The following is a 14,281-nucleotide window of genomic DNA, read 5'->3' on the forward strand; positions in this document are numbered from 1 at the left end:
AAACAAACTGCGGACGGCCCTACCGGGGGGACCTGGCGGAGACACCGCTCCACCCTCGTCGGCCCGCCTCCGTACCGCGCTGACCGTGTTCTTCGCCCTCGACGGGTTCCTCTTCGCCGGCTGGGTGGTCCGTATCCCGGCCATCAAGCAGCAGACCGGAGCCTCCGCCTCCACCCTCGGCCTCGCCCTCCTCGGCGTATCCGCCGGGGCGGTCATCACCATGATGCTGACCGGCCGGCTCTGCCGCCGTTACGGCAGCCATGCCGTCACCGTGGTCTGCGGCGTCCTGCTCCCCCTGAGCATCGCCCTGCCCGCCCAGACCCACTCGGCGCTCTCCCTCGGCCTCGTGCTACTGGTGTTCGGTGCGGCGTACGGCGGGATGAACGTGGCGATGAACAGCGCGGCCGTCGACCTGGTCGCCGAACTGCGCCGGCCCGTGATGCCCAGCTTCCACGCGGCGTTCAGCCTGGGCGGCATGGTCGGCGCCGGGCTCGGCGGGCTGGTCGCGGGGGGCCTGGCCGCGTCCACGCACCTCTTCCTGCTGGCCGGGACAGGTCTGCTCGTCACCGCGTTCGCCGGACCCGTCCTCCTGCGGCACCGCCCCGCCCCCGCCGCTCCTCGGCCCGTCGACCGGAAGGCGCCGAAGCAGCGGCTGTCGCCCCGGGCCCGCCGCGTCGTCGTGCTCTTCGGCGTGATCGCCCTGTGCACGGCGTACGGGGAAGGGGCCCTGGCCGACTGGGGCGCACTGCACCTGGAACAGGACCTGGGCGCGCGCCCCGGGCTCGCCGCCGCCGGCTACGCGCTGTTCGCCCTGACGATGACGGTGGGCCGGCTGACCGGGACCATCCTCCTGGAACGGCTCGGCCAGACCCGCACCCTCGTCCTCGGCGGCGCGACGGCCTCGGCCGGAATGCTGCTGGGCTCGCTGGCGCCGACCACCTGGCTGGCACTGGCCGGGTTCGCGGTCACCGGCCTGGGGCTCGCCAACATCTTCCCCGTCGCGGTGGGGCGTGCGGGCGAGCTCGCGGGACCGAGCGGAGTCGCGGCGGCGTCGACGCTCGGCTACGGCGGGATGCTGCTCGGCCCGCCTGCGATCGGCTTCCTCGCCGACTGGTTCTCGCTGCCGCTGGCCCTGACGACGGTCGCCCTGCTGGCCGCGGCGGCGGCCGCCCTGGGCTACGGGGCGCGCAACGCGACGACGGACGCGCACACCTGATCACCCGCACACACGGTCGATTGAGTAGCCGTACTCAGGCAGGACCCGCTCCCCCCGCGCACGATGGAGGCCTCGGCCGAGCAAGCGGCAGAGCGAGCAGCAGGGGAGCACACCATGAAGCGCCTGACCGACCACCCGCACCTGAACACCCTGGTCCGGCTGACCTTCCGCAACCCCGCTTCCCTGATCTACCTCGGGCTGGTGCTCGCGGCGACGCTGTTCGTCGCCGCGGACACCCTCTTCGTCGCCCATGAGGACGCCTCGTTCTCCGGCGTCTGGCTGTTCCTCCTCGCGGCCCCGACCGTCTTCCTGTTCTTCCTCGGCGGCTCCCTGGCGGGCGCCGAGGCCGGCGGGCCCACGTGGTTCCTGGTGCTCGGCCTGGCGGTCTCGGTCCTCGTCCAGTCGCTGGCCCTGGGCTGGTTCGTCCGCCTGGTGCGCCGGGCCGGGTCGGCCGGTTCCGCGCACCCGCAGGGCGTCTGAGGGCCGAACAGGGGCCCTGGCACAATCGCCGCCATGCAGATCGCCGAGCACATCGCGTCGTTGTCCGAGGAAGGGCGGCTGCTCGCGGCCGCCGCCGAGCGGGCCGGATCGGGGGCATCGGTCCCGACCTGTCCCGGCTGGCAGATACGTCATCTCCTGCGGCACACCGGCATGGTGCACCGTTGGGCGGCGGCGTTCATCACCGAGGGCCACACCACCCATCGGCCGGACGGCGGCGAACCCGCCCTCGACGGCGCCGAACTCCTGGACTGGTTCCGCGAGGGGCACCGCCATCTGGTCGGCTCCCTGGAGGAAGCCCCAGCCGACCTGGACTGCTGGACCTTCATGCCGGCCCCCTCGCCCCTGGCGTTCTGGTCCCGCCGCCAGCTCAACGAGACGACCGTGCACCGCGTGGACGCAGAGTCGGCGCTCGGCGGTCCGCTGAGCCCGGTGTCCGCGGACCGGGCGGTCGACGGCATCGACGAGCTCCTCACCGGCTTCCACGCCCGGCCCAAGAGCAAGGTGCGTTCCCAGAAGCCCCGGACGCTGCGGGTGCGGGCCGTGGACACCGAGGCGACCTGGACGGTACGGATCTCCCAGGACCCGCTCCAGGCCGTACGGTCGGAGGCCGGGACCCAGCCGGGCGACGGCTTCGACTGCGAACTGAGCGGTACGGCGGAGGGGCTCTACCTCACCCTCTGGAACCGGCTGCCGCTCACCGCCGTCACCCTGCGCGGCGACCGCTCGGTGGCCCGGATCTGGACGGACAACTCCGCGGTCACCTGGTGAACGCCACCGGGCCCCGCGAGCCCGACCTGATCCGAACGAGAGGCCTTGGACGGCGGACGGGTGCGGCGGCGTCCGCCGTGCGTGGTGATCACCCGAACTGCATGGGGAGTACGCCGCCGGGGAAGGGCGGCCCTACGGCTCGACCGCGCGCAGGCCGACCGAGCGGGCCAGCTCGCCCGCGGCCTGCCGGAACAGCGGCTCGCGCGCCTCGACGACCCGGTTGAACTGTCCGAACAGCTCGAAGGAGATCAGGCCGAACAGCTGGGCCCAGGCGGCGACCAGGGCCGCCCCAGCGGCCGGAGGCACGTCCGGGGCGAACTCGGCGGCCATCCGCTCCGCGTCGGACCGCAGCTCCGGGGCGAGGGAGGGCACGGCGAGGCCCCCGGCCCGGGAGGCGGCACGGACGATGTCGATGAGGACCAGGCCCACCCGGGACGCGGGCCCCACCGTGTCCATCGGAGCGATGTAGCCGGGGACGGGCGAACCGTAGATCAGCGCGTACTCATGGGGGTGGGCGAGCCCCCACTCCCGTACGGCACAGGCCACCGCGATCCAGCGTTCGGCGGGCGGGACCGTCCCCGCCCGCTCCCCCGCCGCCCGCTCCGCGACCGCGCCGATCGCGTCGAACGCGTCGACGATCAGCGCGGTGAGCAGGTCGTCGCGGCTGGGGAAGTAGCGGTAGAGCGCGGAGGAGACCATGCCCAGCTCCCGGGCCACGGCTCGCAGCGAGAGCTTCGCCGCACCCTCCTTCGCGAGCTGCTTCCTGGCCTCGTCCTTGATGGCCGCGGTCACTTCGATGCGGGCACGTTCCCTGGCCCCTCGGATGGTGCTCATGCGATCAGTCTGCCATGCGCACGGATCACCGACACGAAACAAGAGCAGTCATCCGTTCAGAGAGCAGTGCTCTTGCTTTGAGACGCCAGCCCGTGCACACTGATCTCAAGCGAGAGCACCGCTCTCCCACACCGCCGGGAGTCACTCATGTCGCAGCAGCCCTACTACCTCCGGGCGAGCGCCTCCGCCGACCGTCTCAACGGGATCGTCGGATGGCTGGCCCGACACGGCATCAGCCTGATGGGATCGGCCGAGCTGTCGGTGCGCGGGCGGAAGAGCGGGCAGCCGCAACGCATTCCCGTCAACGCCCACGCTTTCGAGGGCGAGCGGTACCTCGTCTCGGCCCGGGGTCACTCGCAGTGGGTGCGCAACATGCGCGTCGCGGGCGGCGGAGAGCTGCGGCTGGGACGCAAGGTGAGAGGCTTCACCGCCGTGGAGATCGCCGACGACGCGCAGAAGGCCCGGATCATCCGGGCCTATCTGGAGCGGTGGGGCTGGGAGGTCAACCAGTACTTCCAGGGGATCACGGCGAAGTCCACGGACGCCGAACTGCTGGCGGCCTGCCCGGACCACCCGGTCTTCCGCATCACGGTCGAGGGCTGACCCGCCCCGTACGACGTCGGGGCGCCGCCGCCACCCGGCCGGGCGGAGCGGCACCCCGAGGAGCACGGTCGTGAGGCGGGACCTCAGCGGTCCATCGCGGACAGCGCCCGCTGCGCCAGCGGGTGCGTACGGACCAGCTCGGCCAGCGACGTCGTTCCCCGGGTGATCCCGGCGAACGCCTTCCACGCCGGGCGGAAGCCGGTCAGCACCGCGTGCAGCATCCCCGGGCGACGCTCGAACAGCTTGAGCATGCGACGGCCGACGCCCATCTCGACGCCGAGACCGGCCTTGATGGCGAAGGCGTAGTTGAGGGCCTGGCGGCGGGCGTCCACCGCGTCGTGCGACTCGGCGATCCTGACCGCCCACTCCCCCGCGAGCCGGCCCGAGCGCAGTGCGAAGGAGATGCCCTCGCGGGTCCACGGCTCCAGCAGTCCGGCCGCGTCCCCGCAGACCACGACCCGGCCGCGGGAGAGCGGAGAGTCGTCGCTGCGGCAGCGGGTGAGATGGCCGGAGGAGACGGCCGGCTCGAACCCGGCGAGGCCGAGGCGGGCGATGAAGTCCTCCAGATACCGCTTGGTGCCCGCGCCGTCGCCGCGCGCCGAGATGACGCCCACGGTGAGGGTGTCCCCCTTGGGGAACACCCAGCCGTAACTGCCGGGCATCGGGCCCCAGTCGATGAGCACCCGGCCCGCCCAGTCCTCCGCGACGGTGGCCGGGACCGGGATCTCCGCCTCCAGGCCGAGGTCGACCTGGTCGAGCTTCACCCCGACATGGGCTCCTATCCGGCCCGCGCTGCCGTCCGCGCCGACGACCGCCCGCGCGAGCACCGTCTCGCCACCGGCCAGCACCACGGCGACCGTCCGCCGGTCGGGCACGGCGGGACCGTGCTGCTCGACCCGCACCACCGATGCCCCGGTGCGCAGTTCGGCCCCGGCCTTCTGCGCCTCCTCGACCAGACCGGCGTCGAACTCCGGGCGGTTGATGAGCCCGAAGAGCATGCGCCGGGAGCGGCGGGTGCGCGACAGTTTGCCGTTGAGCGAGAAGGTGACCGCGTGGATGCGGTCCTTCAGGGGCAGTTCGAACCCCGGCGGCAGGGAGTCCCGCGAGAACCCGATGATTCCCCCGCCGCAGGTCTTGTAGCGCGGCAGTTCCGCTTTCTCCAGCAGCAGGACTCTCCGGCCCGCCACGGCTGCCGCGTACGCCGCCGACGCACCGGCCGGTCCGGCGCCGACCACGACGACATCCCACACGGACGACTCTTCCGGCTCACGTCCGGCGTCTGCGTTCTCGCTGCTCACGATGTGCTTCTGCTCCTGATCCGACCAGTGGCCCCAAGCTGCTCACGGCATCCTACGGCGCGTTCCGGCCCAGCCCTCCTGTGGGAGGATCGGCCATGATTTCGTCGTACATGCGTCGCCTCACAGACGGCGTCGCACACGGTCGCGTACACACCGCGCCCTACCCATAACGTCGCACCCACGAGGAGCGTGCCCATGACCGCCCGTCCGATTCCCGAGACCGTCGCCTCGCTGATGCCCCGCGCCCGGGAGGAACTGGCCGAGCTGGTGGCGTTCCAGTCGGTGGCGGACCCGGCGGTGTTCCCGAGGAGCGAGTGCGAGGGCGCGGCGAACTGGGTCGCCGACGCCCTGCGCGCCGAGGAGTTCACGGACGTGGCCCTGCTGGACACCCCCGACGGCACGCAGTCCGTCTACGGGTTCCTGCCCGGCCCGGCCGGGGCTCCGACCGTGCTGCTCTACGCGCACTACGACGTGCAGCCGCCGCTGGACGAGTCGGCGTGGATCTCCCCGCCGTTCGAACTCACCGATCGCGACGGCCGCTGGTTCGGCCGGGGCGCGGCCGACTGCAAGGGCGGGTTCATCATGCACCTGCTCGCGCTGCGCGCCCTCAAGGCGAACGGCGGCGTCCCGGTCTCGGTGAAGGTGATCGCCGAGGGCTCCGAGGAGCAGGGCACCGGCGGTCTGGAGCGGTACGCGGAAGCGCACCCGGAGCTGCTGGCGGCCGACACGATCGTCATCGGCGACACCGGGAACTTCCGGGTCGGGCTGCCGACGGTCACCGCGACGCTGCGCGGGATGACGATGCTGCGGGTGCGGTTGGACACCCTGGAGGGGAACCTGCACTCGGGGCAGTTCGGTGGCGCGGCCCCGGACGCGCTGGCCGCGATGATCCAGCTGCTGGCCTCGCTGCGCGCCGAGGACGGGACGACCACGGTCGACGGCCTGACCGGCGACGCCGACTGGGACGGGCTCCAGTACCCGGAGGCGGAGTTCCGGCAGGACGCCAAGGTGCTGGACGGGGTGGAGCTGATCGGCACGGGCACGGTCGCGGACCGGATCTGGGCGCGCCCCGCCGTCACCGTCATCGGCATCGACTGCCCGCCGGTCGTCGGCGCGACGCCGTCCGTGCAGGCGAGCGCGCGGGCGCAGATCAGTCTGCGGGTACCGCCGGGCCAGGACGCCGCCGAGGCGACGAAGCTGCTCACCGCCCACCTGGAGTCCCGCGCCCCGTGGGGTGCGAGGGTGCGGGTGGAACAGGTGGGCCAGGGGCAGCCGTTCCGCGCGGACATGACCAGCCCGGCGTACACGGCGATGGCGGACGCGATGCGGGACGCGTACCCGGGCCAGGAGATGCAGTCCTCCGGGATGGGCGGCTCCATCCCGCTGTGCAACACGCTGGCGGGCCTCTACCCGGAGGCGGAGATCCTGCTGATCGGGCTGAGCGAGCCCGAGGCGCAGATCCACGCGGTGAACGAGAGCGTGTCGCCCGAGGAACTGGAGCGGATGTCGGTCGCCGAGGCGCTGTTCCTGCGGAACTACGCGGAGTCGAAGAAGGTCTGACCGCCAAAGGCCGCCCCACGGGGCGGCCCGGGTGCCGCTACGCCCCCGGCGAAGTCGCCCGAAGCGTAGATCCGTGCGGTGGACGTCCGCCGCTGCGTACGTTCACCGCATGGATCTCGTCGAGGTACTCCCCCAGTTGCACATGTTCCGCTTCCGGATCGGTCAGGCCTGTCTCTGGCACGACGGGACGGAGCTGACCCTGGTCGACGCGGGTGACGTCGAGTCGGCCGCCGCGATCGAGGACGCGATCCGCACGCTCGGCCTCGACCCTGCCGGGATCCGGCGCATCGTCATCACCCATGGCCACCGCGACCACTACGGGGCCGCGCAGGAGCTGGCGGACCGGCACGGCGCCGAGATCATCGCCCACGCGCTGGACGCCCCGGTGGTACGGGGCGAGCGCCCCGTACCGGAGCCGGACCTGCTGGACTGGGAACTGCCGCTGTGGGAACACGGGCTGACGTGCCCCGACGCCCCGCCCACCCGGGTCGACCGCGAGGTGACCGGCGGCGAGGTGCTGCCGTTCGGGGACGGGGCACGGGTGGTCCACGCCCCCGGTCACACGGCGGGCTCCATCGCGCTCCATCTGCCGCGCCACGGTGTGCTGTTCACCGGGGACACCGTCGCCTCCGTGGAGCGGCGGGTGATGCTCGGCGTGTTCAACGTGGACCGGGCCGGGGCGGCCGCCACGTTCCGGCGACTGGCCGCGCTCGCGCCCCGTACCGTCTGCTTCGGTCACGGCGACCCGCTCACCGGGAACGCGGCCGCGTTGATGGAGGCGGCGGCGAACGGCGAGTGAGCGCCGCCCGCGTGGAGGCCGGCCCTGAAGCCCCGGCACGCCGCTCAGCCCACCGGCACCCCCGCCTCCAGGTTCAGCACCGTCGACCGCTCGCGCGCCCGCAGGGCCCAGCGCAACCGCTCGTACCGGGTGGGCGGCAGCATCCCCGCGGCCTCCTCCTCGGTGACGAAGCGCCAGCCGCGCAGCTCCGAGCCGGGCAGCAGCAGCCGGCCGGCGTCCTCGGAGCGCAACAGGCCGCCGTCGAAGAGGAAGCGCAGCCCGCCGTAGCCCGGCGGGCGGGGCGACTCCCAGTCGACGAGCAGCAGGGTGGGGACCCGGTCGAGGCGGAGACCGATCTCCTCGGCGACCTCACGGATCCCGGCCTGCGCGGGAGCCTCGCCCGCCTCCACCACCCCACCGGGGAACTCCCACCCCGGTTTGTACGTGGGGTCGACGAGCAGCACCCGGTCCTGCTCGTCGAAGAGCAGCACCCCGGCGGCCACCGTCTCGGCGGTCGGCTCCGGGCTCTGGACGATCGGGCACGGCGCGGCGTTCCCCGTGCGCACGGCGTCCGCGATCCGCTCGGCGGTCTCACGGGGCGTGAGGGCGCTGTTGTCGACCACATGCGCGTCCTCGGTGATCCAGTCGAGGGCATCGCGGTACGGGCCGATGTGCTCGTACGCCCACAGGCGCACCCGCTCGCTCTGCTCCTCGTCGCCGGGAAACTCCTCGCGGCCCGCGATCCGGCTTCGCAGGATCGTTTCCTCAGGTGAGAGCGCCACATGCCGCACGGGAATACGCCGGGAGGCGAGCCCTCCGAAGATCTCGTCGCGGTACTCCTGCCGCAGCAGGGTCATCGGCACCACCAGCACCCCGGGCACCTCGGCGAGCAGCGCCGCCGCCGTGTCCACCACGAGCCGCCGCCAGATCGGCAGGTCCTGGAAGTCGTCGACCTCGGCGAGCCTCTTCTGCGGCAGCAGACTGCGCAGCCCCGCGCCGGTGACCTCCGGGTCGTACAGCGTGCTGTTCGGGATCAGATCGATCAGTTCGCCCGCGGCGCTGGTCTTGCCCGCACTGAACGCACCGTTGATCCAGACGATCACGGTTCCCCCTCTTCCGTAGCCCCCTGTGGCTTGCCCGCAACACCCTGCCGCGGAAACCCCGCGGCGGCGACGGCGTTGACCGGATGCGGTCGTCCGGAGCGATCGGGGGCCGGGTACGGCGCTCGGAACGTGACCCAGGGGGCGCCCGGCCTGACGAACCGGGCGCCCCCTGGAAGCTGTTGCGGGGGGTCGCTAGCGAAGCGCGATGGCCGCCGCCGCGGCCCCGACCAGACCCGCGTCGGTGCCCATCACGGCGGGCGCCACGGTCAGCCGCCGGAGGTAGGAGAGCGTGGCGTAGTCGCGCAGGCTGCGGCGCAGCGGCACGAAGAGCACGTCGCCGGCCCCGGCCACTCCCCCGCCGACCACCGCGATGTCGAGGTCCGCCAGGGTGGCGGTGGCGGCGATGCCGGCCGCCAGCGCCTGGGCGGCACGCTCGTAGGAGGCGATGGCGACCGGGTCTCCGGCGCGGGCGGAGACGGCCACCGCGGCGGCCGTCGCGTCGCCGTCGAGGCCGGGCCGCCAGCCGTTCTCCAGCGCGCGGCGGGCGATGTTGGGGCCGCTGGCGATGCCCTCGACGCAGCCGCGCGCACCGCAGGGACACGGGTCGCCGTCCAGGTCGACGCTGATGTGGCCGATGTGCCCGGCGTTGCCCGAGGGGCCGGACCGCGGGGTGCCGCCGAGGACGAGGCCTCCGCCGACGCCCGTCGACACGACGAGGCACAGCGCGTTGTCGTAGCCCCGGGCCGCGCCGAGCCAGTGCTCGGCGGCCGTCATCGCGACCCCGTCGCCGACCAGTGCGACCGACAGTCCGTCCGCTGTCTTGTGCACGCGCTCCACCAGCGGGAAGTCCCGCCAGCCGGGGACGTTGACCGGGCTGACCGTGCCGGCGGCGGCGTCCACCGGACCGGCGCTGCCGATGCCGACGGAGCCGGCGCGACCCCACAGCGGCGAGGCCATCAGCTCGCCCAGCACCTGGTCCACGGCGCCCATGACCGCCTCGGCGCCCTCCCGGGCGGGCGTCGGCCGCTGCGCCCGTACGAGGAGGGATCCGTCGCCGTCCACCAGCGCGCCGGCGATCTTGGTGCCGCCGATGTCGAGCGCGGCGACGAGGTCGGTATGCATCGGTGTGGGCTCTCCGGATCGGCGAAGGGGCGGGACCTGCGGGTTCCGTCCACAGTCTGCACAGTCTCCATTCTGTTGACAACGTTGTCCAGGGCCTATGCTCGACGCCACAGCCTCCGATCACCCCCGCGGCGCCCCACCGGCCCCCGCTCGGCGCCGGCCGGAGCGCCGCAGCCCCGCCCGTAATCCGACGACAGGACAGCGCACGTGGACCGGACCGCCCGTCATTCCGAGACCCGCTACGGCAACCGGCCGACGATGAAGGACGTGGCGGCCCGCGCCGGAGTCGGCCTGAAGACGGTCTCCCGGGTGGTGAACAGCGAGCCCGGCGTCACGCCGGACACCGAGCGTCGTGTGCAGGAGGCGATCGACGCGCTCGGCTTCCGCCGCAACGACAGCGCCCGGGTTCTGCGCAAGGGCCGTACGGCATCCATCGGACTGGTCCTGGAGGATCTGGCGGACCCGTTCTACGGTCCGCTGAGCCGCGCGGTGGAGGAGGTCGCCCGCGCACACGGCGCGCTGCTGATCAACGGTTCCAGCGCCGAGGACCCGGAGCGGGAGCAGGAGTTGGTGCTGGCGCTGTGCGCCCGCAGGGTGGACGGTCTGATCGTGATCCCCGCGGGCGACGACCACCGTTATCTGGAGCCGGAGATCAAGGCGGGCGTCGCCACGGTCTTCGTGGACCGCCCGGCGGGCCACGTGGACGTCGACATGGTGCTCTCCGACAGCTTCGGCGGGGCCAGGGAGGGCGTGGCCCACCTCATCGCGCACGGCCACCGCAGGATCGGGTTCATCGGCGACCAGCCGCGGATCCACACGGCCACCGAACGACTGCGCGGCTATCACACCGCCATGCGGGACGCGGGTATCACCGTCGAGGACGGCTGGGTCTCCCTCGGCTCCACCGAGCCGGAGCGGGTGCGGGCCGCCGCGGAGGAGATGCTCTCCGGGCCCGAGCCGGTCACCGCGCTGTTCGCGGGCAACAACCGGGTGACGGTGACGGCGGTCCGGGTGATCGCGGAGCGGGAGCGGCCCGTGGCGCTCGTGGGGTTCGACGACATCGAGCTCGCCGACCTGCTCGGTATCACCGTGATCTCGCAGGACGCCGCGGCGGTCGGCAGGACCGCCGCCGAGCACCTCTTCCGCCGCCTCGACGGGGCGGACCACGCCACGGCCCGGGTGGAACTGCCGACGACGCTGATCCCCCGCGGCTCGGGCGAACTGCCCCCCGCCTGAGGCCCGTCGGGCGCGGCCGCCCGCACGGGGGCGCCGGACCGCGTCACGAGGACGCGAGGACCGCACGCCGGAACGGCGCCCGTCGGAGCGCGGTCAGACCCCGGCGCCGGCCTGCCGGAAGGCCCTGGTCAGCAGGGCCAGCAGTTGCGCGGGGGCGTCCTCCTGCACCGTATGGCCCGCACCCTCGATCCAGTGCAGTTCGGAGTGCGGGATCAGCGCGTGCAACTGCTCGGCGAAGGGCGCCGGCAGGAACCGGTCCTCACGCCCCCAGATGATCCGGGTCGGCACCGGAACGTCCCCCAGCAGGTGCTGGAACTCGTCGGTCGCGGCCTGTTCGGCCTGCCGGTACTGGCGGTAGTACGCGGCCCGGCCGCGCTCGCCGCGCCAGGGGTCGGCATGGGCGGACAGGACGTCTGCCCGGTAGCCGGTGTGCGTCGCGTGGCGCAGATGGCTCTCGACCAGCGCCTCGTGGGCGTAGCCGGGGAGTTGCTCGAAGAGGTGCGCGTTCTCCCTGATGAGCCGGAAGAACCCGGTGCCCCACTCCCCGCAGGCCACCGCGTCCACCAGGGTGAGGTCCGCGTACCGCGCGCCGTGCAGGAGCAGTGCCCGCAGGGCGACGGTTCCGCCGATGTCGTGGGCGATCACGCGCGGGCGCTCCAGCCCCCAGTGCTCCAGGAGCCGGGTGAAGACCTTCGCCTGCGCCGCCGGGCCGACGTCCTGCCCGTCACGCTGCTCCGACTGTCCGAACCCGAGCAGGTCCCAGAGGTGGACGCGGTGGTCGCGGGCGAGGGCCGGGGCGATGTCGCGCCAGATGAGCGAGGAGAACGGGGTGCCGTGCAGCAGGACCACCGGCTCCCCCTCCCCCAGCACGTCCCAGCGGACCGCCCCGTCCGGAGTCTCGAACGTCCTGGTCAGCTTCCCGTTCATGGTGTGCCTCCTGGCCTGCGGTGATGAGGGGGTACCCCTGCCGGACCATTCACGTTACCAACTAAAGCGTATTGTCGGTAACCGCGATAAGGTGGTGATCATGCGACGGAACCCTGCGCCCGCGGAGCTCGGACTGGTCGAGGACTTCTGCAACACGGCCACTCATCTCCACGACGAGGACGATCTCGCCCGGCCGGAGACGGCTGCCCGGTGGCTCGGCGCGCACGGCTTCCCGGCACCGGCCGATCAGGGAGAGCTGGACTCGCTCACGGAGGCGCGGGAGACCGTGCGGGCCTTTCTGGTCGAGCGGACCTCACCGGCGGCGGTCGACGCTCTCAACCGGCTCATCGCCGCGGTCGCGGGTGCTCCCGCCGTGCGCCCCGACGGCACGCTCACCCTGCGGCCGGCCTCCGGCGGAGGGGCGGCGGCGGAGGTGGTACGCCCGGTGCTCGAAGCCCTCCTGGCGCACGGCCTGACCGGGCGTCACGCCACCCGCCTCAAGGCCTGCGCGGCCCCGGAGTGCCGCTGGGTCTTCTACGACCGGGCGCCGTCGTCGAACGGCCTCTGGTGCGACATGGACGTGTGCGGCGCACGGCACAAGATGCGCGCCTACCGCGCCCGCGGCGGGGCGGCCGCACGCCGGGACGCCTGATGAGGACGGGCCGGGCCCCGACCTCCCCCGAGGACACGTCCCGGAGGCGCCCGGAGGATCGTTCACGGCGGCCGGGCGCGCAGGAGCGCCCCGGCGGGAGGGACCGTCCCGCCGGGGCGCACAATCCGCCGACGCCCCTTACGGAGCCGTGACTGTCAGGTCGCCCCGGCGCGGCGAGGCGAAGGCCTCCAGGTCCGCGCGGGTCAGGCCGGTCAGCCGGGCCACCTCGGCGGTGTCCAGCGCGCCGCAGTCGATGCCGCGCAGCAGGTAGCCGCCGAGGGCCTTGACGGTGGCGGGCTCGTCCATGACGTCACCGCCGGCCTTGGCCACATAGGCGGCGAGCCGGGCGGCGGCCGACTCCAGGCCCTCCCGGTAGAAGGCGTAGACGGCCGCGTAGCGCGTCGGCAGGTGGCCGGGGTGCATGTCCCAGCCCTGGTAGTACGCCCGGGCCAGAGCGCGGCGGGTGAGGCCGTAGTGGAGCCGCCAGGCCTCGTGGACCCGGTCGGCCGGACCCACGGGCAGGACATTGGTCGAGCCGTCGGAGACGCGTACGCCGGTGCCCGCGGCGGCGACCTGCATGACGGCCTTGGCGTGGTCGGCCGCCGGGTGGTCGCTGGCCTGGTAGGCGGCGCTGACCCCGACACAGGCGCTGTAGTCGAAGGTGCCGTAGTGCAGCCCGGTCGCCCGGCCCCGCGCGGCGTCGATCATGCGGGCCACCGCGGCGGTCCCGTCGGCGGCGAGGATCGACTGGCTGGTCTCGATCTGGATCTCGAAGCCGATGCGTCCGGCGTCGAGACCGTGCGCCCTCTCGAAGGCCTCCAGGAGCTGGACGAAGGCGGTGACCTGCTCGGGGTACGTGACCTTCGGGAGGGTCAGCACGAGCCCTTCGGGCAGACCTCCGGCCGCCATCAGACCGCTGAGGAAGACGTCCGTTGTGCGGATGGACCGGTCACGGACGCCGGCCTCCATGCACTTCATCCGGATGCCCATGTAGGGGGCCGCCGTGCCGTTCGCGTACGCCTCGGAGACCAGGCGGGCCGCGCGGGCGGCGGCCTCGTCCTCCTCGGCGTCCGGGCGGGAGCCGTAGCCGTCCTCGAAGTCGATGCGCAGATCCTCGACGGGTTCGCGCTCCAGCTTGGCGCGTACCCGGTCGTGGACCGGTCCCGCCAGTTCCTCGGGGATGCCGAGGACGGCGGCGAACGAAGCGGCGTCGGGGGCGTGTTCGTCGAGAGCGGCCAGGGCCTGGTCGCCCCAGGAGCGCAGGGTGCCGGGCTCGAAGACGTCGCCGGGTACGTAGACGGTGTGCACGGGCTGGCGGGTGCCGGGATCACCCGGGTAGCGGCGGGCGAGTTCCGCGTCGACCGCCGTGAGGGAGGCGCTGATCTCCTCGCTGACCGCACCGGCGAGGCTCGTTGCCACCTTCTCCTGCTGACCCATGACCATACCCTCCACGCTCTCGCTGTTTCCGCTTCCCGGAATCAACAATCCGTATAGTGAAGTTATAAGGCCACTCGACCTGCGTCAATGGTCGCCCGGAACGGCCGCGGGCCGCGCGGTGGGGTTCACCGTGCGGCCCGGGGCGGGGTGCTCTCCGGAAGGGTCAGCCCTTGCGGGTGTTGATCTCCTCGGTGAGCTGGGGCACGACCGTGAAGAGGTCGCCGACGACGCCGTAGTCGACGAGTT

15 protein-coding genes are annotated in these 14,281 nt (G+C 73.1%); 9 read left to right on the forward strand and 6 right to left on the reverse strand.

The genetic code is table 11. The features are described 5' to 3' along the window. The first annotated feature begins 85 nt into the window (after positions 1-85). From ACH4KB_RS37125 to ACH4KB_RS37135, 3 genes are all read left to right on the forward strand, one after another. Complete coding sequence (locus tag ACH4KB_RS37125) at positions 86-1,216, forward strand: MFS transporter (RefSeq protein ID WP_398071388.1); 1,131 nt, start codon at positions 86-88, stop codon at positions 1,214-1,216. A 114-nt stretch (positions 1,217-1,330) separates the two neighbouring features. Further along, the gene (locus tag ACH4KB_RS37130; RefSeq protein WP_398071390.1) at positions 1,331-1,696 is read left to right on the forward strand and encodes an SCO4225 family membrane protein; all 366 of its coding nucleotides are present in this window, start codon (positions 1,331-1,333) and stop codon (positions 1,694-1,696) included. 33 nt (positions 1,697-1,729) lie between these two features. Continuing rightward, positions 1,730-2,485: a maleylpyruvate isomerase family mycothiol-dependent enzyme gene (locus tag ACH4KB_RS37135; protein WP_398071392.1), complete on the forward strand. Its 756-nt coding sequence runs from the start codon at positions 1,730-1,732 to the stop codon at positions 2,483-2,485. 132 nt (positions 2,486-2,617) lie between these two features. On the opposite strand, the gene ACH4KB_RS37140 is transcribed toward ACH4KB_RS37135, so the two are convergent. Continuing rightward, entirely contained in the window at positions 2,618-3,319 is a 702-nt protein-coding gene (locus ACH4KB_RS37140) for a TetR/AcrR family transcriptional regulator (RefSeq protein WP_398071394.1), read from the reverse strand. A 147-nt stretch (positions 3,320-3,466) separates the two neighbouring features. Between ACH4KB_RS37140 and ACH4KB_RS37145 the strand changes: the two genes are divergently transcribed. Continuing rightward, positions 3,467-3,922 (forward strand): nitroreductase family deazaflavin-dependent oxidoreductase, encoded by a 456-nt coding sequence (locus tag ACH4KB_RS37145; RefSeq protein ID WP_398071396.1) that lies wholly within the window; start codon positions 3,467-3,469, stop codon positions 3,920-3,922. A gap of 83 nt (positions 3,923-4,005) precedes the next feature. On the opposite strand, the gene ACH4KB_RS37150 is transcribed toward ACH4KB_RS37145, so the two are convergent. Next, the gene (locus ACH4KB_RS37150) at positions 4,006-5,220 is read right to left on the reverse strand and encodes a geranylgeranyl reductase family protein (protein ID WP_382154893.1); all 1,215 of its coding nucleotides are present in this window, start codon (positions 5,218-5,220) and stop codon (positions 4,006-4,008) included. Positions 5,221-5,415: 195 nt separating this feature from the next. On the opposite strand from ACH4KB_RS37150, the gene ACH4KB_RS37155 reads away from it, so the two are divergent. Continuing rightward, positions 5,416-6,780 carry a dipeptidase gene (locus tag ACH4KB_RS37155; protein ID WP_398071398.1) on the forward strand — a complete coding sequence of 455 codons (1,365 nt, stop codon included), beginning with the start codon at positions 5,416-5,418 and terminating at the stop codon, positions 6,778-6,780. 109 nt (positions 6,781-6,889) lie between these two features. Then, positions 6,890-7,579 (forward strand): MBL fold metallo-hydrolase, encoded by a 690-nt coding sequence (locus ACH4KB_RS37160; RefSeq protein WP_398071400.1) that lies wholly within the window; start codon positions 6,890-6,892, stop codon positions 7,577-7,579. A 44-nt stretch (positions 7,580-7,623) separates the two neighbouring features. On the opposite strand, the gene ACH4KB_RS37165 is transcribed toward ACH4KB_RS37160, so the two are convergent. Together ACH4KB_RS37165 and ACH4KB_RS37170 are read right to left on the reverse strand one after the other, a co-directional pair. Further along, a complete protein-coding gene (locus ACH4KB_RS37165; protein WP_398071402.1) occupies positions 7,624-8,661 on the reverse strand; it encodes an NUDIX domain-containing protein in 1,038 nt (345 codons plus the stop codon). A 192-nt stretch (positions 8,662-8,853) separates the two neighbouring features. Further along, positions 8,854-9,783, reverse strand: coding sequence for an ROK family protein (locus ACH4KB_RS37170; RefSeq protein WP_398071404.1), 930 nt, complete (start codon positions 9,781-9,783; stop codon positions 8,854-8,856). A 207-nt stretch (positions 9,784-9,990) separates the two neighbouring features. Between ACH4KB_RS37170 and ACH4KB_RS37175 the strand changes: the two genes are divergently transcribed. Beyond that, positions 9,991-11,019, forward strand: a complete 1,029-nt coding sequence (locus tag ACH4KB_RS37175; protein WP_398071406.1) for a LacI family DNA-binding transcriptional regulator — start codon at positions 9,991-9,993, stop codon at positions 11,017-11,019. A 93-nt stretch (positions 11,020-11,112) separates the two neighbouring features. Here the strand turns inward: ACH4KB_RS37175 and ACH4KB_RS37180 are convergent, their stop codons facing one another. Beyond that, a complete protein-coding gene (locus ACH4KB_RS37180) occupies positions 11,113-11,946 on the reverse strand; it encodes an alpha/beta fold hydrolase (protein ID WP_398071408.1) in 834 nt (277 codons plus the stop codon). A gap of 100 nt (positions 11,947-12,046) precedes the next feature. On the opposite strand from ACH4KB_RS37180, the gene ACH4KB_RS37185 reads away from it, so the two are divergent. Then, positions 12,047-12,598 carry a CGNR zinc finger domain-containing protein gene (locus tag ACH4KB_RS37185; protein ID WP_398071410.1) on the forward strand — a complete coding sequence of 184 codons (552 nt, stop codon included), beginning with the start codon at positions 12,047-12,049 and terminating at the stop codon, positions 12,596-12,598. 138 nt (positions 12,599-12,736) lie between these two features. Here the strand turns inward: ACH4KB_RS37185 and ACH4KB_RS37190 are convergent, their stop codons facing one another. After that, entirely contained in the window at positions 12,737-14,035 is a 1,299-nt protein-coding gene (locus ACH4KB_RS37190; RefSeq protein WP_398071412.1) for a DUF6986 family protein, read from the reverse strand. On the opposite strand from ACH4KB_RS37190, the gene ACH4KB_RS37195 reads away from it, so the two are divergent. Next, positions 14,034-14,281, forward strand: a 248-nt coding sequence (locus ACH4KB_RS37195; RefSeq protein WP_398071414.1) for a hypothetical protein, incomplete at its 3' end; no start/stop codon positions are given. The two genes, ACH4KB_RS37190 and ACH4KB_RS37195, sit on opposite strands and share 2 nt — an antisense overlap.

The sequence above is a fragment of the Streptomyces sp. NPDC017520 genome, assembly GCF_044329855.1.
Lineage (GTDB): Bacteria > Actinomycetota > Actinomycetes > Streptomycetales > Streptomycetaceae > Streptomyces.

Bases quoted from the DNA above. Each gene is read 5' to 3' on its own strand.
- ACH4KB_RS37130 (WP_398071390.1), top strand. From the start codon at position 1,331: ATGAAGCGCCTGACCGACCACCCGCACCTGAACACCCTGGTCCGGCTG.
- ACH4KB_RS37135 (WP_398071392.1), top strand. From the start codon at position 1,730: ATGCAGATCGCCGAGCACATCGCGTCGTTGTCCGAGGAAGGGCGGCTG.
- ACH4KB_RS37140 (WP_398071394.1), bottom strand. From the start codon at position 3,319: ATGAGCACCATCCGAGGGGCCAGGGAACGTGCCCGCATCGAAGTGACC.
- ACH4KB_RS37145 (WP_398071396.1), top strand. From the start codon at position 3,467: ATGTCGCAGCAGCCCTACTACCTCCGGGCGAGCGCCTCCGCCGACCGT.
- ACH4KB_RS37155 (WP_398071398.1), top strand. From the start codon at position 5,416: ATGACCGCCCGTCCGATTCCCGAGACCGTCGCCTCGCTGATGCCCCGC.
- ACH4KB_RS37160 (WP_398071400.1), top strand. From the start codon at position 6,890: ATGGATCTCGTCGAGGTACTCCCCCAGTTGCACATGTTCCGCTTCCGG.
- ACH4KB_RS37170 (WP_398071404.1), bottom strand. From the start codon at position 9,783: ATGCATACCGACCTCGTCGCCGCGCTCGACATCGGCGGCACCAAGATC.
- ACH4KB_RS37180 (WP_398071408.1), bottom strand. From the start codon at position 11,946: ATGAACGGGAAGCTGACCAGGACGTTCGAGACTCCGGACGGGGCGGTC.
- ACH4KB_RS37185 (WP_398071410.1), top strand. From the start codon at position 12,047: ATGCGACGGAACCCTGCGCCCGCGGAGCTCGGACTGGTCGAGGACTTC.
- ACH4KB_RS37190 (WP_398071412.1), bottom strand. From the start codon at position 14,035: ATGGGTCAGCAGGAGAAGGTGGCAACGAGCCTCGCCGGTGCGGTCAGC.